Here is a 20,151-nt window from a genome sequence, read left to right as displayed (position 1 = left end):
GTCCCGTCGAATGGGGCGCATGTCAGCTGGCGTCTTCCGTCCCGACCTGACACCGGCGCGGGTCGTCAGACCGTCGACACCCGCGGCTCAGGCGAGCGCTTACGCGCCGCGTTGGGCTGGAGGAGCGAGCCGACGACCATGCCGGCGATCGAGGCCGCCAGGCCCGCCAACTGCGCCGGCACCACGGCATCGGGCGCCAGCCATTCGCAGCCAATCCAGACGCCCAGGCCGCAGAGCACGGCCAGCGTGCCGCCCAGCGAACTCGAACGCTTCCAGTACAGGCCGAACGCCAGCGGCACGAAGCAGCAGACCAGCGTGACCTTGTACGCGCTCTCGACCATGTGGAAGATCGACGCCGTGGAATTCAGCGCATACACCAGCACAAGCGCCGTGAAGCACAGCACGACAATACGCATCAGGCGCAGCAAGTGCTTGTCGTCGATCCGGCCCCGCAGCATCGGGCGGACGATGTTCTCGGCGAAGGTCACCGACGGCGCCAGCAGCGTGGCCGATGCGCAGCTCTTGATGGCCGAGAGGAGCGCGCCGAAGAACATCACCTGCGCGATGACCGGCACGCTAGTGAGCACCAACTGCGGAAGAATCTGCTGCGGATCGGTGCCGATGTACTTCTGCACCATCGAAGGGGCGATCAGCAACGCCGAGTAGGCCAGGAAGATCGGGATGAACGTGAAGAAGAAGTACAGCACGCCCCCCGTGACCGAACCGGCGACGGCCACATTTTCCGACTTGGACGACATCACGCGCTGGAACACGTCCTGCTGCGGAATCGAGCCGAACATCATGGTGATGCCCGCCGCAATGAACGCCAGGACATCCGCCGGATTCAACGCCGGCAGGAACACGAACTTGCCGGCCTCCGCTGCGTGCGCGATCACCGCGCTCGCCCCACCCGGCACCATGCCGGAGACTTGCACGGCGATGTACACGAGCCCCACGACGATGATGATCATCTGGATGACGTCGGTCACGGCCACTGAGATCATGCCGCCGAGCAGTGTGTAGGCCAGTACCGAGACCGCGCCGATGATCATGCCGGTGGGCTCGGACATCGCGCCGCCGGATACCGCGTGAAACACGAGTCCCAGCGCCTTGATCTGCGCGCCGACCCAGCCGAGGTATGAGATCACGATGGCGATACTCGTCACCACTTCGACGGTACGGTTGTACTTGAGCTTGTAGAAATCGCCGATCGTCATGAGGTTCATGCGATACAGCTTGCGGGCGAAGAACATGCCGACGAGCACCAGGCACATCGATGAACCGAACGGATCCGAGACCACGCCGCGCAACCCTTCGCCGAGGAAGGTCGCAGGAATGCCGAGCACCGCCTCCGAGCCGAACCACGTGGCGAACACCACGGCGATGACCATACCGTAGGGCAGGCGACGGCCGGCGACGGTGAAATCCTTGGTGTTGCGGACCTTGAGGGCGGCCAACAGCCCGATGGCCACCGAAATGACCCAATACAGAATGACAAACCAGATCAGCATATCGCGGCCCCCGCCAATCCCGAGGGCGGCGGTCATGGCGTGGCGGCGTCGGCGTTACGCGTGATCCGGCCACAAAAGGCCGTTCAGCTGCGCAAGCGAACGATGCCGTGCCTTGGGCCGCAGCCTTCCGGGCAACAAAAAATCAGGTCGTGCATGACGGGGCCGATGCGATGACGCGCCTTTCTATGCCCGCTTTTGCCACCTGGCGAAAAAATTTCGGCCGATTATAGCGGTGCGAGCGCCACGCGGGGAGGAAAATCACGACAGCGGTGTTCGATGACGGCAAATATCGAGAATTGCCTAGCTTCTGGGGGGACGTTGCACGCCGATGGTCCCAGTGCGCGGTCACCCCCGACCCGTAAAAATAGGCGTCCCAGACTCAGCGCCGGCGCCAGATCATCCAGTGTTCAGCGCCAGCGAAGACGGGTACCGAGTCGTCGACAAGCCGATCCGCCTCGCAGACAAAGTCATCGCGGAGCAGCGCGTCGAGGGCGTCTGGCGCAATGCCGAACGGCGGGCCCTTGTGCGTTTCCCTAAGGAAGAAAAGCCCGGCCAGGCGTCCGCCTTGCGGCAGCAGTTGCGCCATCCGGCGTGCATAGTCCTGCCAGAGCGTTCGAGGCAAGGCGCAGAGAAACGCCCGCTCGTAGATCACCTCGAGTGCGAACGGCGGCGCATAAGTAAAGAAATCGGCCTGTTCGACGAGCGCGGCCTGCCGACCGAGCCGCGCCTTCGCTGACGCAACGGCGGTCGCCGAGAAGTCGATGGCCCGCACCGGCCAGCCTTGTGCGTCGAGCCACGCAGCCTCATACGCCGAGCCGCAGCCCGGGATCAGCGTGGCGCGTGGTACGCCCTCGCCCGCCACGAAGTCTCGCAGCGCGTTCGGGACCCCAGCCGCGTCCCAGGGCATGAAGGCGTTCGCAAAGCGCTCGTCCCAGAATTCCGCGCGCGATGGATCGCGATGTGAGAACGACGGGACCGTTGGCACCGTCGGCGCACCGCCCGTCTCCGGGCGGTCATCGTCGCGCGGGGCGGCGAATGCGACGTGAGACTGTTGGACGATGGACACCGCGGCCTCCCATTCTTTCAAAATCCGCCGTAGAGCCAGATGAACGCCGTCAACACGCCGATGGCGATCCCGCCCACCAGACAGAACGCGCCCGTCAGCAACCGGTTGGTGTAGCGTTGCTCCTGCAGCAACGCGAGCATCAGGGTGTCGTCCTGAGGACGCGCGTGCGCGGCGAGCGCCTGATGGATGAGCCGCGGCAGTTGTGGCATCGTCTTGCTCCACTGCGGCATTTCGGCCTTGAGTCGTTCGAGCCAGCCGCGCGGGCCGATCTGCTCGGCCATCCACCGTTCGAGGAATGGCTTGGCGGTTTTCCACAAATCCAGATCGGGGTCGAGCTGACGACCGAGGCCTTCGATATTGAGCAGCGTCTTTTGCAGCAGCACGAGCTGCGGCTGGATCTCGACGTTGAAGCGGCGCGACGTCTGGAACAAACGCATAAGCACCAGCCCTAGCGAGATCTCCTTGAGCGGCCGGTCGAAGTATGGCTCGCAGACGGCGCGAATCGCGCCTTCGAGTTCCTCGACGCGCGTATCCGCCGGCACCCAGCCCGACTCCAGGTGCAGCGAGGCGACCCGATGATAGTCGCGGCGGAAGAACGCGAGGAAGTTCTGGGCGAGGTAGTTCTTGTCGAATTCGGACAGCGCACCGACGATACCGCAGTCGAGCGCGATATACCGGCCGAACGTCGCCGGGTCGAGGCTGACCAGGATGTTTCCCGGATGCATGTCGGCGTGGAAGAAGCCGTCACGCAGGAACTGGGTGAAGAAGATCTCGACGCCCTCTCGCGCGAGCTTCTTGAGGTCGACGCCCGCCTTGCGCAGCACCTCGATCTGGCTGATCGGCACCCCGCGCATGCGCTCCATCACAAGGACGGAACTGGCGCTGAATTCCCAATAAATCTCGGGCACCATCAGCATGCCCGAGTCGATGAAGTTGCGACGAAGTTGCGCGGCGTTGGCGGCTTCGCGCATCAGGTCGAGTTCATCGTGCAGATACTTGTCGAACTCGGCGACCACCTCACGCGGCTTCAACCGCTTGCCGTCCGGCCACAACCGCTCGACCCAGCCGGCGAGATCGCGCATGAGCGCCAGATCGCTGTCGATCACGCCGAGCATGTTCGGGCGCAGCACCTTGACCGCCACTTCCTTGCCGGCATGCTCGCCGTCGCGAACGCGAGCAAAGTGCACCTGCGCGATCGAGGCGCTCGCGACCGGCGTGCGCTCGAATTCCACGAAGACGTCTTCGAGCGGGTGGCCCAGTGACTTCTCGATGCTCGCGCGAGCAACGTCTGGATCGAACGGCGGCACCTGGTCCTGCAGACGCGCCAGTTCCTGGGCGATATCGGGCGGCATCAGATCGCGACGCGTCGAGAGCACCTGCCCGAACTTCACGAAAATCGGACCGAGCGATTCGAGCGCGAGGCGCAAGCGCTCCCCGCGCGGGGCTTTGAGTCCACCGCGCCCGAACGACAACACGCGCAGCAGCCCTCGCGCGAGGGGATGGGGGATGCTCGATAGCACCAGCTCGTCGAGCCCGTATCGATAGCAGACGAAAAAGATCTTGATCAGACGCAGGAGGCGCATCGGTCAGCGGCCTCCGTGGGGGTGAGTTGCCGAGGCAGGCGTGCCGTCGCGTCCGCCCGTGCGGCGTTCAAGCTTCTCGAGGCGCTTTTCCAGCCGCGCCAGATCGTCGCGCAGCGTACCGATACCGGCGCGCATCGCTTCGAGGCGCCCGCGCCCGACCAGCAGCGGGTTTTCTTCCACGAGGTAATCGGCGAGCGAGCGCGCCAGCGTGCCGCCCGTGCGTCGCGCCGTGGCCACGGCCGCCTTGCCGGTCTCGGTCACCCGGTGTGCCGCGGCGTCGCCGATCACCTTGCTCAGGTCTTCGGCCACCTCCCAGCGCAGATGCTGGGCGAGGTACGAAACCGTGTTGGCAAATTCGGCATCGCCTTCGATCTTGACGTGCCGCATGACGGCGGCCTGGCCGCCCCCCGCGAAATCGGCCAGCGCGGCCGGCGGCACCGAGATGCTGACATCGCAAGGCAGGTCGGCATCGGCGGCGGCCAGGTAGCCGTCATCGCCCACGCGCAGACGCAGGTCGATGGCCGACATCGCCAGCCGGGCAGATGCGCCGATGTGATGGCGCAGACGGTCGCGCGCCCACGGTTCGCGGGCGAGCAAGTGGTTCACGGTGGCGGCAAAGGCTTTGGCGGCTACGGTCATGAGCTTGGCGGCCGGCCGGCGAGGAGCGCCGATCGTACCGAAAGACGCCGCCCGGCAACGATCGGCGGACGGCAAAAACAAAAGAGCCCGCGCTTCTGACGCGGGCTCTCATTGTAAGGCAGGTTACGGCAAAAACGTCGGGCGCTTAGCTGAGCTGCTGAATCCCGGCGAGCACCCAGCCACCGTTGCCGGTCGCCGGCTTGGTCAGGTTCCACACCTCGTTGAACGACTCGGCCGGCGCACCCTCGGCTTCGCGAATCAGGCCCGAGAAGCGAACGCTTGCCACGTACTCGACAGCCGATGCCTCGATGCCGAGCAGTTCCGCATTCAGTTGCACGACGTCCGTGCGGTTGGCCGACTTGCCCCGCTCTTCGAGGTCCATCTTGATTTCCGCAAACATCTGCGGCGTGGTGAACTCGTTGATATCGGCCTGATCGCCCTTGTCCCAGGCGGCTTGCAGACGGTTGAAGTACACCTTGGCGCTGCGCAGGAAACCGTCGACATCGAAACCGTCCGGCACACCGAACGGAGCGGCTGCGGCACCGGCAGCACCGGCAGCACCGGCAGCGACAGGCACGGCAGACGACGACGCCGGCTGTGGCGATTGTTGCGGCTGGCTGTCCCACGACTGGCGCAGCGTGTTGTTCGACGCGTCGCTACCCGCGCCGGCATAGGCCGGCGTCTGGGACTGCGACTTATTGCCGCGCAAGCGACGGATGAGCCACATCACGGCGAAGGCGATCAGCGCGATCACGATGACGTTGGCCATCATGCTGGCGAACGCGCCGCCCAGGCCAAAGTGCGAGAGCAGCGCGGCGATGCCGAGACCGGCCGCCAGACCGGCGATCGGGCCGAGCCAGCGGTTGGCCGGCTTGGCGGCGGCGCCCGCGGCCCCAGCCCCGGCGGCCGCCGGGGTGGCTTGCTGCGGCGCGGTGCCCGGCGTGGCCTGCGACGGTTGTTGCGGCGCTTGCTGGCGCTGCGTCACGGTGCTGGACTGCTTGCCGATGCTCCGGCCGCCGCCAACGCGCTTGGCATCGGCGTCCGCGATCGTCATGCCGACCGCCACTACGCCGGCCACCACGCCCAACAACAGCTTGTTTTTCAGGAACTGGAACATCGTTCTGGTCTCTCCGTGGAGTTTATAGGTTGCTGTCTACTGACAGGCGTCAACCGGAATGGTTCAGCACTTTTTTACGTACTGAAACCGAATGAAGCGACGGCCGATTCTGCCACAGCAAAATTAGCCTGTTCTTAGAGAAACGCCCCGGCGCGGTTTTTTCCGCATTCCGGGGCGCTGGGGCGCTGGGCAGCGCCGGACAAGTGAGCGAAGACTCAGAATTTGCGTCCGATATGCAGCGCGACAACCCCCGCGGTCAAGTTGTGATATTCCACGCGTTCGAGACCGGCCTGCTCCATGAGGGTCTTGAGCGTTTCCTGGTCCGGGTGCATGCGAATCGACTCTGCCAGATAGCGGTAGCTGTCGGCATCGCCCGCGATGCGCGAACCGAGCCACGGCAGCACCTTGAACGAATACGTGTCGTACGCCTTCTCCAACGGCTGCCAGACTTTCGAGAACTCCAGCACCATGACCTTGCCGCCCGGCTTGATGACGCGGCGCATTTCGGCGAGCGCGGCGTCCTTGTGCGTCATGTTGCGCAGGCCGAACGCCACGGTGACCACATCGAAATAGTTCGACGGGAACGGCAGCTTTTCGGCGTCGCAAAGCAGGGTCGGCGTGACGATGCCCGCGTCGAGCAGGCGATCGCGCCCCACGCGCAGCATCGATTCGTTGATGTCGGTGAGCCAGACTTCGCCGGTCGGGCCGGCCGCGCGCGCGAACGCCTTCGAGAGGTCGCCCGTACCGCCCGCGATATCGAGCACCTTGAAGCCGGGGCGCACGGCGGCGCGTCCGATCGTGAAGGCCTTCCAGATCCGGTGCAGCCCGCCCGACATCAGGTCGTTCATGATGTCGTACTTGCTCGCGACCGAGTGGAATACCTCGGCCACCTTGCCGGCCTTTTCCTTCTCGTCGACGGTTTCATAACCGAAGTGGGTCTGTTCGCCCATTGCAATCTCCCAAATTCATGTAAGCGGGCGCCACACACCCACGTGCGCCCCGCCGGGGCCTCAATGGTGGTGGCAACCACCCGCAGCCGGCGACGACATCGGCGTGTCGCGATCGACACCCGCTGCCGCGAGCTTGTCCAGGTATTCCTGCCACAGTGCGTCCTGACGCACACACAGCTCGTAGAGGTAATCCCACGAATAGATGCCGGTGTCGTGCCCATCCGAGAACACGGGGCGCACGGCGTAGTTGCCGATCGGCTCGAGCCCGGTCAGGTCGACGTCACGCTTGCCGGTTTGCAGCGTCTCCTGCCCCGGGCCGTGGCCGCGCACTTCCGCCGACGGCGAGAGCACGCGCAGGAATTCGAACGGCAGGCGGTAGTGTGTGCCGTCCTCGTAGCCCAGTTCCAGCACCTTCGATGTGCGATGCAGCGTCAAGGAAACGGGAATCGGCGTGTCTTTCTCAAGCCCAGCCATGGTCTTGCTCCAAAAAATCGGTCGGTGCGCCGACATGCGACACATCGGCCGGCAGTATAGCCGCTCAGGCCCCAACGGTCATGCCGGCCAAGCCGGGAGACGGTTCAACTCCGCCACGATCGCCTCGCGCAGGGCGGGCATCCCGGCCGCGCGCTCGGCGAGCACCGCCGCCGGCACCTCGCGTTGCGGCGCGCTCCAGACGGAGCCGGGAAAGTGGACGTCGTCACGATATCGAGGGATCACGTGCCAATGCACGTGCGGCACCATGTTGCCCAGACTCGCCACGTTGACCTTGTGCGGCGACATGACCCCGCGCTGGGCCGTCTCGATCGCAAACACCGCGCGCATCACGTGCTCGCGCGCCGCCAAAGGCAAATCGCTCATTTCAGCGACGTGCGCATGCCAGATCACGCGCGCGAAGCCCGGGTAGCCACGCTCGTTCGCGAGCACCACGCGCAGCGCATCGTCGCGCCATACGACTTCGCCGCCGTCTCCGGCGCAAAACGGACATTCCATCATGATTCCCCCTCGTTTGCCCGCCCCGCCCCCGCATGCGCCGCAGACGGTTCGGGCCGGTCCCATCAATGCCGTTAGTGCGATGCGCGCTTGTTACGCTTGTGACGCTTGCCGGTAGCCGGGTCGACGGGTCCAAGCGCGAGTTCGGCGAAGTCGATCTCGTTGAGCAACTCCCGCAACGTCTCGTCGTTGATGCGTTGCGTCACGCGAAGACGCGACAGTTCTCCCCGTTCGGCCTGCAGCGCTGCGGCACGCAGCCGCCGTTCGACTTCGACCTCACGCACGGCACGTTCGCGCATCTCGTCGGTGGCACTCGACGCATTGAGCGCGCGGCGATACCGCCCCATCACGCGTGCGGCTGCTTCGGCGCACACCGCAGTGTCGAGTTCGTCACCCGACTTCGCAATGACTTTCTGCAACGACTCGACGCTGCGGATCGCCGCCTCAGCCGCCGCGAGGCGCGCCTCGCCCAGCTCACGATTGCGCGGGTCCTCGACCGGCCAGCGCACGCCGCGCAGCAGGAACGGCAAACCCAGGCTACCGCCGATAAGCGAAAGCAGGATCACGCCGGCAGCCAGGAAAATCAGCAGATCGCGCCCCGGGAACGGCGCTCCGCCCGGCAGGGCGAGCGGCACCGAGAGCGCGCCGGCGAGCGTGACCGCGCCGCGCACGCCCGAGAGGGCCGTGACGCCGGTAAAGCGCATGCCCGGCTTCATCGTGATCTCACCGCGTCGCATGCCGAGAAAATACATCACCCGCCACGCCACCCACACCCAGCAGAAGCGCAGCACGATGAGCACGGCCGAAATCGCGCCGACGTACCCCATCAGTTCGCCGAGGGTAAGCAGCGTGGCCCAATGATGCTCGCCGGGACGCACCGCGGCGCGCACGATGTCGGGCAACTGCAGGCCGAGCAGCACGAACACCGCGCCGTTGAAGACGAACTCGAGCATCGACCACACCCCGTTACCGAGAATGCGCGTGGCCGTGCGGGTATTGAGCAGATCGGTCGAGCTGACCGTCATGCCGGCCGCCACCGCCGCGAGAATGCCTGAGAAGCCGAAGTGTTCGGCCAGCAGATAGGCGGCAAACGGCATGAGCAACAGCAGCAGCACCACGGTCGCCGGCTCTTCGGTGGACGCGGCCATCACGCGCCGATGGAACTGCGTGAACAGCCACGTCACGGCCCAGCCGGCGAGCAGGCCGCCCAGCGCGATGACGAAAAACGAGAACGTGGCGTTACCGATCGAAAAGAGGCCCGTGGTCGCGGCCACGATGGCGAACTTGAACGCGACCAGCCCCGACGCATCGTTCATCATCGCTTCGCCTTCGAGCACATGCATGAGCCGCGTGGGCATCTGCATGCGGCCGGTGAGCGCGGAGACCGCCACGGCGTCGGTCGGCGAGAGCACACCACCGAGCGCGAACGCCACGGCGAGCGGAATCGACGGAATCATCCAGTGGATGAAATAACCCACGCCGAGCACCGTGAAGATCACGAGGCCGAGCGCCATCGCGACGATCGGCACGCGCAGGTGCCGGAACTCGCGTTTCGGCATGCGCCAGCCGTCGGCGAAGAGCAGCGGCGGGATGAACAGCAGGAAGAAAATCTCGGGATCGAGGTCGATATGCAGCCCCGCGCCCGGAAGCGCGAGCGCGGCGCCGACCGCAATCTGCACAAGCGGCACGGGCAGGACCTTGACGTAGCTGACCAGCACGCCGGTCAGCGCCACCACGAACAGCAGGATCAGGGCGGTAAAGACTACCTCCATGCCGCCTCCGTGGTCCGTCGGTCAGGCATCGGCCGCGTCCCCGGGAGGTGCATCAGACCAGCACGCGCTCGATGCCGCCGTGGTTGGCATCCTTGACGTAGTCCACCAGCCACTCGTCGCCGAGCACATGCTTGGCGATTTCCACGACGATATAGTCCGCCGTGATGTCGGCGTCCTCGTTATAGCGCGACAGACCTTGCAGGCACGACGGGCAGCTCGTCAGAATCTTGACCTCCTCGACCTTGCCGTCCGCACGCAGTTTCGCCGCCCCCTTGCGCATTTCCTCTTCCTTGCGGAAGCGGATCTGCGTCGAGATGTCCGGACGCGTGACGGCCAGCGTGCCCGATTCACCGCAGCACCGATCGTTCTTCTCGATCTTGTAGCCGTCGTGCTCGCTGCCCATCAACTGGTTCACCAGCTTGACCGGGTCCATCGTCTTGATCGGCGTATGGCACGGGTCGTGATACATATAGCGCGTACCGTTCACGCCTTCGAGCTTCACGTTCTTCTCGAGCAGGTATTCGTGGATGTCGACGATGCGGCAGCCCGGGAAGATCTTCTCGAATTCATAGCCCGCGAGCTGGTCGTAGCAAGTGCCGCACGACACGACCACGGTCTTGATGTCGAGATAGTTCAGCGTATTCGCCATGCGATGGAACAGCACGCGGTTGTCCGTCACGATCTTCTCGGCCTTGTCGCCCTGCCCCGAGCCGCGCTGCGGATAACCACAGCACAGATAGCCCGGCGGCAGCACCGTCTGCACGCCCACATGCCAGAGCATCGCCTGCGTGGCGAGCCCGACCTGCGAGAACAGGCGCTCCGAGCCGCAGCCCGGGAAATAGAACACCGCTTCCGAATCCACCGTAGTGGTCTTCGGATTGCGAATGATCGGCACGACCTTGTTGTCTTCGATGTCGAGCAGTGCGCGCGCCGTCTTCTTCGGCAGGTTGCCCGGCATCTTCTTGTTGACGAAGTGAATCACTTCCTCGCGCAGCGGCGGCTTGCCCACCGTCGCAGGCGGGTGCGCCGTCTGCTTCTTCGCGAGTTTCTTGAAGACATCCGCGCCGAAACGCTGCGCCTTGTAGCCCCAGTCGATCATCACCTTTCGGGTGATGTTGATCGTCTCCGGGTTCGTCGCGTTCAGGAAGAACATACCGGCGGCGGCCCCCGGATTGAACTTCTTCTTGCCCATCTTGCGCAACAGGTTGCGCATGTTCATCGTTACGTCGCCGAAGTCGATCTTCACCGGACACGGCGTCACGCACTTGTGGCAGACCGTGCAATGATCGGCCACGTCGTTGAACTCGTCCCAGTGCTTGATCGACACACCGCGGCGCGTCTGCTCTTCATACAGGAACGCCTCGATGAGCAGCGATGTCGCCAGAATCTTGTTGCGCGGGCTGTAAAGCAGGTTCGCGCGCGGCACATGCGTGGCGCACACCGGCTTGCACTTGCCGCAGCGCAGGCAGTCCTTCACGCTGTCGGCAATCGCGCCGATGTCCGACTGCTGCATGATGAGCGACTCATACCCCATCAGCCCGAAGCTGGGCGTATAGGCATTGCGCAGGTCGGCCGGCACTTCCGGCAGGTCGAGCAGCTTGCCCTTGTTGAAGCGCCCTTCCGGATCCACGCGTTGCTTGTACGCGCGGAATTCAGCGATCTCGGCGTCCGTCAGGAACTCCAGCTTGGTGATGCCGATACCGTGTTCGCCCGAGATCACGCCGTCGAGCGAGCGGGCGATGGCCATGATGCGCGCCACCGCCTTGTGCGCATCCTGGAGCATCTCGTAGTTATCCGAGTTCACCGGGATGTTCGTGTGCACATTGCCGTCGCCCGCGTGCATGTGCAGGGCGACGAACACTCGGCCGTGCAGCACGCGCGTGTGAATCGCCTGCGCCTCGTCGAGGATCGGCTTGAACTCCCCGCCCGAGAATATCTGGCGCAGTTCAGCGCGAATCTCCTGCTTCCACGACACGCGCACCGTGCGATCCTGCAGCAGATCGATGAGACGCGTTTGCGGTTGCGCGTTCAGGCGATCGTTGAACGCCACGTTGAGATCACGAATACCGTGACGGTTGAGCAGCGGAATCGCCTCGGCCAGCGGCAGTTCGAAGTGATCACGCAGGAACACCCACCGCGCGCGCACGTCGCGCAGCAGCGCGAGCGCCGTCTGCACACGATCTTCGAGCAGTTCGGCCGACGGAATCTCGTTGGCGTCGTCCGTCTTGCCCAGCGGCAGATTGCCCGCTTCGAAGAACGCTTCGAGCGCGTCGACCAGTTGCAGCTTGTTCTTGAGCGACAGCTCGATATTGATGCGTTCGATGTGATCCGTGTACTCGCCCATGCGCGGCAGCGGAATCACCACGTCCTCGTTGATCTTGAAGGCGTTGGTGTGGCGCGCGATGGCGGCGGTACGCGAGCGATCGAGCCAGAACTTCTTGCGGGCCTCGGCCGACACCGCGACGAAGCCCTCGCCGCTCTTGCCGTTGGCCATGCGAATGACTTCCGACGTCGCCTGTGCGACGGCGTTGTCGTCGTCGCCGACGATATCGCCGATCAGCACCATCTTCGGGAACGCGTTGCGCTTCGATTTCGTGGCGTAGCCCACCGCGCGCAGATAGCGCTCGTCCAGATGCTCCAGACCGGCCAGGATCGCGCCGCCCGCGGCCGTCTGCGCAAACATGTAGTCCTTGATCTCGACGATGCTCGGAATCGCTTCCTTCGCCTGACCGAAGAACTCCAGGCACACCGTGCGCATGTGCGCAGGCATCTTGTGCAGAATCCAGCGCGCGCTCGTGATCAGACCGTCGCAGCCTTCCTTCTGAATGCCTGGCAGACCGGCGAGGAACTTGTCCGTGACATCCTTGCCGAGCCCTTCCTTACGGAAGCGCTTGCCTTCGATGTCCAGCTGTTCCGTCTTGAGTAGCACGGCGCCCGGCGCGTAATTGCCGTCGAACCACGTCAGTTCGAAGCGCGCGACCGGAATGTCGTGAATCTTGCCGAGATTGTGATCGAGACGGGTAACTTCGAGCCAATTGCCCTGCGGGTCGACCATGCGCCACCACGCCAGGTTATCGAGCGCGGTGCCCCACAGCACGGCCTTCTTGCCGCCAGCATTCATTGCCACATTGCCGCCGATGCACGACGCGTCGATCGACGTCGGATCGACCGCGAACACCAGGCCGGCGCGCTCGGCCGCCTCGGCCACGCGACGCGTCACTACCCCGGCGCCCGAGAAAATCGTCGGAACCGGCTTGTCGACGCCCGGCAACGACGCGTACTCGACCTCATCGAGTTGTTCGAGCTTTTCCGTGTTGATCACGGCCGAGAACGGCGTGAGCGGGATTGCACCGCCCGTATAGCCCGTGCCGCCTCCACGCGGAATCACCGTCAGTCCCAGTTCGAAGCAGCCCTTCACCAGCGCCGCCATTTCCGCTTCGCTGTCCGGGGTGAGCACCACGAACGGATACTCCACACGCCAGTCCGTCGCGTCCGTCACATGCGAGACGCGCGACAGGCCGTCGAACTTGATGTTGTCGTGGGCCGTCGTACGGCCCAGCACCTTCTTCGTGCGACGGCGCAGTTCGGCCATCTTCGCGAACTCATCGGCGAAGTCCGCCACGGCGCGACGTGCCGCCGCTTCCAGTTGCTCGACGCGGGCGGCGCGGTCGCGGCCGTTCGCATCGGCGTTCGCGGCCACATCCGCGCGGCGACGCTTGTCGATCTCGTTCAGACGGTGGTCCAGCGCGTCGATCAGCAACTTGCGGCGCTTCGGATTGTCGAGCAGGTCGTCCTGAAGATACGGATTACGGCGAACCACCCAGATATCGCCGAGCACCTCGTAGAGCATGCGTGCCGAGCGGCCGGTGCGGCGCTCGGCGCGGAGTTCATCGAGGATATGCCAGGCGTCGGCGCCCAGCAGGCGCATGACGATCTCGCGGTCCGAAAACGACGTGTAGTTATAAGGAATCTCGCGCAGTCGCGGCGGCTGGGCGGCGAGCGCATGCTTGGCGTCGTGCGGCTCGAAGGCGGGCAAGGGTGCGTTCATCTTGTCGGGCTCATCAATGCGGCGGTGCATCCGCCGTCGGCGTTCGTCTCGCGAGACGTGCCGAAAGTCAAAATCGGGTAGGCGCAAGGGATGCCGGCGGCAGGCGCGACGGATGCGCGCGGGCCGGCAACAGACGATCTGCGGTCAGCGAGATCGACGACTGCCGTGCGAACACGTCGATGACGAATCGTGTCCGATCATCGCGTCAAAGCACAGGAGGGTGAGGCCGTTGGTGCGCATGCCCAGATCTTTCTTCCGGCTTGGGAAAGTGTTGGTAGGGGAATGTAGCCAGAATTGTACTTCATTGCACCGCAACACGTCGGCACCGCACCGAATTCACCCCGCCAGTCGCGCGATCCCCTCATTCGCGCCACCCCGGCGCGTTCATCGCCGCGTTGACCGCGCCTTCACGACCGCCACTCCCTTCGCATTCCCACCACACAGCTGCCATTCCTGCCTGCCGCTATATCCACCTAGATATAACGCATGATGGCCCACGCCTGCGCTGAAACTTCCATCGAATGGGAGTATGTTTTCCCGATCCCCGATTCCTCCACCCGTCAAGAGGTGTCTCTATGGTCTCGTTTCAACTGAACGGCCGTGTCGTGCAAGTCGATGTCGACCCGGCGACGCCCCTGCTCTGGACGCTGCGCGACGCGCTCAACATGACCGGCACCAAGTTTGGCTGCGGCATGGCGCTGTGCGGCGCATGCACCGTGCATCTCGACGGCGCGCCCATCCGAAGCTGCGTCACCCCGGTCTCCGCCGTCGCGGGCAAGACCATCACCACCATTGAAAACGTCGGGGCGGACGCCGTCGGGCGTGCCGTGCAGAACGCCTGGGTCAAACACGACGTGCCCCAGTGCGGCTACTGCCAGAGCGGTCAGATCATGTCCGCCACCGCCTTGCTGCGCGGAAACAAGCAGCCCAACGACGAACAGATCGACGCGGCCATGGCCGGCAACATCTGCCGTTGCGGCACCTACGCCCGCATTCGTGCGGCGATCAAAGACGCGGCCGCGTCGTTGGCCTGAGGCGAGGAGACAGCCCATGCGTGAACTTCGCTTTTCCCCGCGCCCTGGCGTTGCCGTGGGCGACTTCGCCGGCCTGACACGCCGCGTGTTCCTCAAGACCTCCGCGCTGGCGGCGGGCGGCCTGATGCTCGAAATGTCGCTGCCTGGCGCGATGCGTGCCGCCAGCGCCCAGGGCGCGGCCGCGGCACCCGTCGTGCCCTCCGCCTTCGTGCACATCGCGCCGGACGACACCGTCACCATCCAGGTCAATCGCCTCGATTTCGGACAAGGCGTACAGACCGCCCTGCCCATGCTCGTCGCCGAAGAACTTGATTGCGACTGGGCCAAAGTGCGCAGCGAGCTGGCACCGGCGGCCGACGTCTACAAAGACCCCATGTTCGGCATCCAGATGACTGGCGGCTCGGGGTCCGTTGCGCATTCGTGGCTGCAATACCGGCGCATCGGTGCGTCGGCGCGGGCCATGCTCATCGCGGCGGCGGCGCAGCAGTGGAAAGTCCCGCCGGCGCAGTTGCGCACCGAGAACGGCGTCGTGCTCGGCCCGAGCGGCCAGCGCGCCACGTACGGCAGTCTTGCCGCGCGCGCGCAGGCGCAACCGGTGCCGGCGGATGTCGCGCTCAAGGATCCGTCGTCCTTCCGCCTACTGGGCAAGCCGACCCGCCGGCTCGATGCACGGGCCAAGTCCACCGGGGTGCCGATGTACGGCATGGACTTCAAGCTGCCGAACCTGAAAGTCGCCGTGGTCGCGCGCCCGCCGGTCTTCGGTGCCAAAGTGAAGCAGTTCGACGCCAAAGCCGCGCGGGCGGTCAAAGGCGTGCGCGAGGTCCTCGAGATTCCGGACGACCGAGGCGGCACGGCCGTGGCCGTCATTGCCGACGGCTACTGGCAGGCCAAGACCGGGCGCGATGCGCTCAAGGCCACGTGGGACACCCGTGGCGTCGAGCACGTCGACACCACGGCGCAACTGGCCAAATATGTGGAAATGGCCAAGACACCGGGCACAGTCGCCATCGACACGGACATCGCCAAACTCAAGGACGCGCCCAAGACCCTCGTTGCCGAATACCACTTCCCGTACCTCGCGCATGCCCCGATGGAGCCGCTCAACTGCACCGTGCAGCTTTCCGACAAAGGCGCGCAAGTGTGGACCGGCACGCAGTTCCAGACCGTCGACCAGGCGGCCATTGCACGCACGCTCGGCCTCAAGCCCGAGCAGGTCAAACTGCACACGCTCATGGCGGGCGGCGGGTTTGGCCGTCGTGCGGTGCCGACGTCCGACTATGGTGTCGAGGCGGCCCAGGTGGCGAAAGCGTGGCGACGTGCGGGGCATCGCGAGCCGGTGAAAGTGATCTGGAGCCGGGAAGACGACGTCCGTGGCGGTTACTACCGTCCGATGTACGTGCATCGGGCCGAAATCGGCCTGGATGCCAAGGGCAAGGTCCTGGCGTGGAATCACACCATCGTTGGTCAATCCATTTTGCAGGGCACGCCGTTCGAGAAAATGATGGTCAAGAACGGCATCGACGGGACCAGCGTCGAGGGCATCATGGGAACCCCGTATGCCGTGCCGTTGCGGCTGACGTTGCACAGTCCGCAGGTCAACGTGCCGGTCCTGTGGTGGCGTTCCGTGGGCAACACGCATACGGCGTACGTCATGGAGACATTGATTGACGAACTGGCGAAGGAAGCGGGTCAGGACCCGGTGGCGTATCGCTATACGCTGATGGGCGACAAGCATCCACGGCACCGTGAGGCGCTGGCGCTGGCCGTCGAGCGTTCCGGCTATGGAAAGACGCCACTACCGGCGGGACATGCGTGGGGGGTGGCGGTCCATGAGTCCTTCGATTCCGTGGTGGCGTACGTCGTCGTGGCGGAGATGCGCGATGAATCGCCGCGATTGGTAAGTGTGACGGCGGGGGTGCATTGCAATTTCGCGGTCAACCCGTTGACGGTGGCGGCCCAGGTGGAGGGGGCGGCCTTGATGGGGTTGGGCATGACGATACCGGGCGCGGCCATCACCATGAAAGATGGCGAAGTCGAGCAGAGCAACTTCCATCAATACATGGTGGCGCGATCGCCCGACATGCCGGCGATCAGTGTGCACATCGTGGGGTCGGGAGACGCGCCGACGGGCATGGGTGAACCGGGGTTGCCGCCGTTGGCGCCGGCGTATGCGAATGCGGTTTTCAAGTTGACGGGGAAGCGGCTGCGCGCGTTGCCGTTCGACTTAACAAAAGCGTAAAGGACGGGCAAAGCAGGCGAAACCGGGCTAGGAGGGGGGGCGAAGAGAAAGAATGACGGAAGGCAGGACCGGGGCCCCTTTCTGCAGCGAGTTGGGTTTATGTCTGAGAGGCGGAAAGGGGCCCCGGTTCTGCCCCTCGGGCGGCGGGCAGGACACTGGGTCCGGGCGTCAACCCACGAGCAGGTGTTTGAATGGCGCGAAGATACCGTGCCAGAACGACTCGGGCACACGCTGCATCAGGAAAGTGATGGCGATGTAACGAAGCGACTTGCCGATCGCGATATAGAAGAGGCATTCGCGCCACGAGAGGCGCAGCCATCCGGCGAGAGTGCAAAGAGGATCACCGACCACAGGTAGCCAGGAGAGCAGAAGCAGGGGCGGGCCGAAGCGGCGCATCCAGCGATGATAGCGATCGCTCATTGGCGCGTCGCCGTTGAAGCGCTTACCGCCAGTGGTCTCCGGTGTCGCGCCACCTGCAAGTGCTGCGGCGCGAGCGTGAGTGCGCCGGCGGGCTTTCAGGCGCACGAAGCCGCGACGTGCGGCGAAGCCCATCCACCAGTCGAGCATGCCACCGGCGGTGTTGCCAGCGCTGGCCACGGCGATCGCTGACCAGAGCATATGCGGATTGAGCGTCACATAGCCGAACAGCGCGGGTTCCGAGCCCATGGGCAGTAACGTGGCCGACAGAAACGACACCAGAAAAATGGCAGGCAGGCCGACGCCGGGCAGGGCCAGGATGCCCAGAAGCCAGGAAATGAACGACTCCATGCAACTCCGGAGAAAAACAAAGCAGATCGAAAAAATGGCGACGGCCTCGCCACCACGACCGACCGGACGGTCGGGACATTCGGCGAGCGTGCCTGCATACGCGTTTGGCAGAAACAAAAAGTCTGGCGCATAATGCACGACCATGACCCGACCCTCGACGCCGCCCGTGGCCATTCTACTGGCAGGCGGACTCGGTACCCGCTTCGATGCGGCTGGGCGCCGGAACAAGCTGCTCGCGCCGCTGCCTGGCGATCCCCTGAACCGACCCGTTGCCCTTGCCAGCGCCCACGCGCTGCTGGCCGTATTGCCGCGCGTCATCGCGGTGGTACGCCCGGACTCGGCCGAGTTGGAGAACGTGCTGTTGCAGGCCGGCTGTGAAGTCGTCATGAGCCACGCCACGCAGCGCGGCATGGGTGCAACGCTGGCCGCCGGCATCCGGTCCAGCGTCGACGAAGCGCCGCCCCCGGGGCTCGAGCATCTGGACGGCTGGCTGGTGGCGCTGGCCGACATGCCCTACATCCACCCGCACACCATTCGCGCGATTGCCGGTGGGCTTACGTCGCCCGAGGGCATCGTCGCTCCCAGTTACCAAGGACAGCGCGGCCATCCCGTCGCGTTCGGCTCCGCCCTGACATCGCGCCTGGCCGCCCTTGATGGCGACATCGGCGCGCGCGACCTCTTGATTGGCGGGCACATTACGATCGTCGATGTCGACGACGCCGGAATCGTGCGCGACATCGACACCCCAGACGACCTTCGCTAGGGCGCGCACTCTCCTTTCCCGTTTTTTCCCGAGAAACCAAGCGCGACCGCCCAGGCGGACGTGCTGGTCTATCATTGTCGTTTCGTTCCTCGATGTGCCTAACCTGAAGAAGCCTTAAATCATGTCCGACGCAGCTCCCGACTACCTGAAGAAGATCCTGACCGCCAAAGTCTACGACGTCGCCAAAGAAAGCGAACTCGAACTGGCACGCACGCTCTCCATGCGGCTGCACAATCGAATTTATCTCAAGCGCGAAGACAACCAGACGGTGTTCTCCTTCAAGATTCGGGGCGCGTACAACAAGATGGCCAACCTGAGTGAAGCCGAGCGCGAGCGCGGCGTGCTCACCGCATCGGCGGGCAATCACGCGCAAGGCGTGGCGTACTCTGCCGCGCGCCTGGGCTGCAAGGCCGTCATCGTCATGCCCGTCACCACCCCGCAGGTGAAGATCGATGCCGTGAGAACCCACGGCGGGCGCGCCGTCGAAGTCGTGCTGGCAGGCGACTCATACAGCGATGCCTACACCCACGCGATGACGTTGCAGGAAGAACGCGGCCTCACCTTCGTGCCCCCGTTCGACGACCCCGACGTCATCGCCGGCCAAGGCACCATCGCCATGGAAATCCTGCGCCAGCACCAGGGGCCGCTGCATGCCATCTTCGTGCCCATCGGCGGTGGCGGCCTGGCCGCCGGCGTTGCCGCCTACGTCAAGGCCGTGCGCCCCGAGATCAAGGTCATCGGCGTGCAATCGGTCGACTCTGACGCCATGGCGCAATCGATCCACGCGGGCGAGCGCGTCTTGCTGAGCGATGTTGGCCTCTTCGCCGACGGCACTGCCGTCAAATACGTCGGCGCGGAGACCTTCCGCCTTTGCGAAGCCTATCTCGACGAAGTCGTGCGCGTCGACACCGACCAGCTCTGCGCCGCCATCAAGGACGTCTTCCAGGACACCCGCAGCGTGCTCGAACCGTCCGGCGCCTTGTCCGTGGCCGGCGCAAAGCTGTACACCGAGCGCGAAAAGCTCAAGGGCGAAACGCTCGTCGCGATCACCTCCGGCGCCAACATGAACTTCGACCGCCTGCGCTTCGTCGCCGAGCGCGCCGAAGTCGGTGAAGCCCGCGAAGCCGTGTTCGCCGTCACGATCCCCGAAGCGCGCGGCAGCTTCAAGCGCTTCACCGAAGTGGTGGGCAACCGCAACGTGACCGAGTTCAACTACCGCATCAGCGAGGCGTCGAGCGCCCACATCTTCGTGGGCATCCAGATGCACAACCGCGACGAAGGCGAGCGCATCAAGGCCGGCTTCGAACGTCATGGCTTCCCCACGCTCGACCTGTCCAACGACGAACTCTCCAAACAGCACATCCGCTACATGGTCGGTGGCCGTTCGTCGCTCGCCAGCCATGAAGTGCTGTATCGCTTTCAGTTCCCGGAGCGTCCGGGCGCGCTGATGACATTCCTCTCGGCCATGAGCCCCAACTGGAACATCAGCCTGTTCCACTACCGGAACCAGGGGGCCGATTACAGCAATATCCTCGTGGGAATCCAGGTACCCGACAACGAGAAGGCCGCCTTCCGCGACTTCCTCGCCACGCTCGGCTATCCTTACTGGGACGAAAGCGACAACCCGGTCTACAAGCTGTTCCTCGGGTAAGCCGGCCCGTTAGACGCCGC

General features: G+C 64.8%; 15 protein-coding genes. 4 read left to right on the top strand and 11 right to left on the bottom strand.

Features of this window, described 5'->3' with window-relative positions:
• Positions 1–65: 65 nt before the first annotated feature.
• The 10 genes from PTE31013_RS04050 to PTE31013_RS04005 form a co-directional block, all read right to left on the bottom strand.
• Positions 66–1,511, bottom strand: a complete 1,446-nt coding sequence (locus PTE31013_RS04050) for a high affinity choline transporter 1 (protein WP_150611613.1) — start codon at positions 1,509–1,511, stop codon at positions 66–68.
• Between the two features lie 379 nt (positions 1,512–1,890).
• On the bottom strand, positions 1,891–2,496 hold the full coding sequence (locus tag PTE31013_RS04045) for a methyltransferase domain-containing protein (protein WP_246173890.1): 606 nt from the start codon (positions 2,494–2,496) through the stop codon (positions 1,891–1,893).
• A gap of 98 nt (positions 2,497–2,594) precedes the next feature.
• Positions 2,595–4,160 (bottom strand): ubiquinone biosynthesis regulatory protein kinase UbiB, encoded by a 1,566-nt coding sequence (gene ubiB, locus PTE31013_RS04040; protein ID WP_150611494.1) that lies wholly within the window; start codon positions 4,158–4,160, stop codon positions 2,595–2,597.
• A gap of 3 nt (positions 4,161–4,163) precedes the next feature.
• The gene (locus PTE31013_RS04035; RefSeq protein WP_174978414.1) at positions 4,164–4,799 is read right to left on the bottom strand and encodes a ubiquinone biosynthesis accessory factor UbiJ; all 636 of its coding nucleotides are present in this window, start codon (positions 4,797–4,799) and stop codon (positions 4,164–4,166) included.
• 145 nt (positions 4,800–4,944) lie between these two features.
• Entirely contained in the window at positions 4,945–5,916 is a 972-nt protein-coding gene (locus PTE31013_RS04030; protein ID WP_150611493.1) for a Tim44 domain-containing protein, read from the bottom strand.
• A 215-nt stretch (positions 5,917–6,131) separates the two neighbouring features.
• A complete protein-coding gene (gene ubiE / locus PTE31013_RS04025; RefSeq protein ID WP_150611492.1) occupies positions 6,132–6,866 on the bottom strand; it encodes a bifunctional demethylmenaquinone methyltransferase/2-methoxy-6-polyprenyl-1,4-benzoquinol methylase UbiE in 735 nt (244 codons plus the stop codon).
• Positions 6,867–6,926: 60 nt separating this feature from the next.
• On the bottom strand, positions 6,927–7,340 hold the full coding sequence (locus tag PTE31013_RS04020; RefSeq protein ID WP_150611491.1) for a gamma-butyrobetaine hydroxylase family protein: 414 nt from the start codon (positions 7,338–7,340) through the stop codon (positions 6,927–6,929).
• 78 nt (positions 7,341–7,418) lie between these two features.
• Entirely contained in the window at positions 7,419–7,856 is a 438-nt protein-coding gene (locus PTE31013_RS04015; protein ID WP_174978428.1) for an HIT family protein, read from the bottom strand.
• A 74-nt stretch (positions 7,857–7,930) separates the two neighbouring features.
• Positions 7,931–9,628: a Na+/H+ antiporter gene (locus PTE31013_RS04010; protein ID WP_150611489.1), complete on the bottom strand. Its 1,698-nt coding sequence runs from the start codon at positions 9,626–9,628 to the stop codon at positions 7,931–7,933.
• A gap of 52 nt (positions 9,629–9,680) precedes the next feature.
• Positions 9,681–13,676 carry a DUF3683 domain-containing protein gene (locus PTE31013_RS04005; protein ID WP_150611488.1) on the bottom strand — a complete coding sequence of 1,332 codons (3,996 nt, stop codon included), beginning with the start codon at positions 13,674–13,676 and terminating at the stop codon, positions 9,681–9,683.
• 575 nt (positions 13,677–14,251) lie between these two features.
• Between PTE31013_RS04005 and PTE31013_RS04000 the strand changes: the two genes are divergently transcribed.
• Both PTE31013_RS04000 and PTE31013_RS03995 read left to right on the top strand, forming a co-directional pair.
• Positions 14,252–14,710 (top strand): (2Fe-2S)-binding protein, encoded by a 459-nt coding sequence (locus tag PTE31013_RS04000; protein WP_150611487.1) that lies wholly within the window; start codon positions 14,252–14,254, stop codon positions 14,708–14,710.
• 16 nt (positions 14,711–14,726) lie between these two features.
• Entirely contained in the window at positions 14,727–16,949 is a 2,223-nt protein-coding gene (locus PTE31013_RS03995) for a xanthine dehydrogenase family protein molybdopterin-binding subunit (protein ID WP_246173878.1), read from the top strand.
• A 168-nt stretch (positions 16,950–17,117) separates the two neighbouring features.
• Here PTE31013_RS03995 and PTE31013_RS03990 read toward each other — a convergent pair whose 3' ends face one another.
• Positions 17,118–17,717, bottom strand: coding sequence for a YqaA family protein (locus tag PTE31013_RS03990; RefSeq protein ID WP_150611486.1), 600 nt, complete (start codon positions 17,715–17,717; stop codon positions 17,118–17,120).
• A 142-nt stretch (positions 17,718–17,859) separates the two neighbouring features.
• On the opposite strand from PTE31013_RS03990, the gene PTE31013_RS03985 reads away from it, so the two are divergent.
• Together PTE31013_RS03985 and ilvA are read left to right on the top strand one after the other, a co-directional pair.
• Complete coding sequence (locus PTE31013_RS03985; protein ID WP_150611485.1) at positions 17,860–18,480, top strand: nucleotidyltransferase family protein; 621 nt, start codon at positions 17,860–17,862, stop codon at positions 18,478–18,480.
• Between the two features lie 121 nt (positions 18,481–18,601).
• On the top strand, positions 18,602–20,131 hold the full coding sequence (ilvA, locus tag PTE31013_RS03980) for a threonine ammonia-lyase, biosynthetic (protein ID WP_150611484.1): 1,530 nt from the start codon (positions 18,602–18,604) through the stop codon (positions 20,129–20,131).
• Positions 20,132–20,151: the final 20 nt, after the last annotated feature.

Origin of the sequence: Pandoraea terrigena (assembly GCF_902459705.1) — a bacterium.
Taxonomy (GTDB): Bacteria; Pseudomonadota; Gammaproteobacteria; order Burkholderiales; family Burkholderiaceae; genus Pandoraea; species Pandoraea terrigena.
The sequence above is the reverse complement of the archived record's forward strand: the minus strand, read 5'-3'. Positions and strand labels throughout refer to the sequence as shown.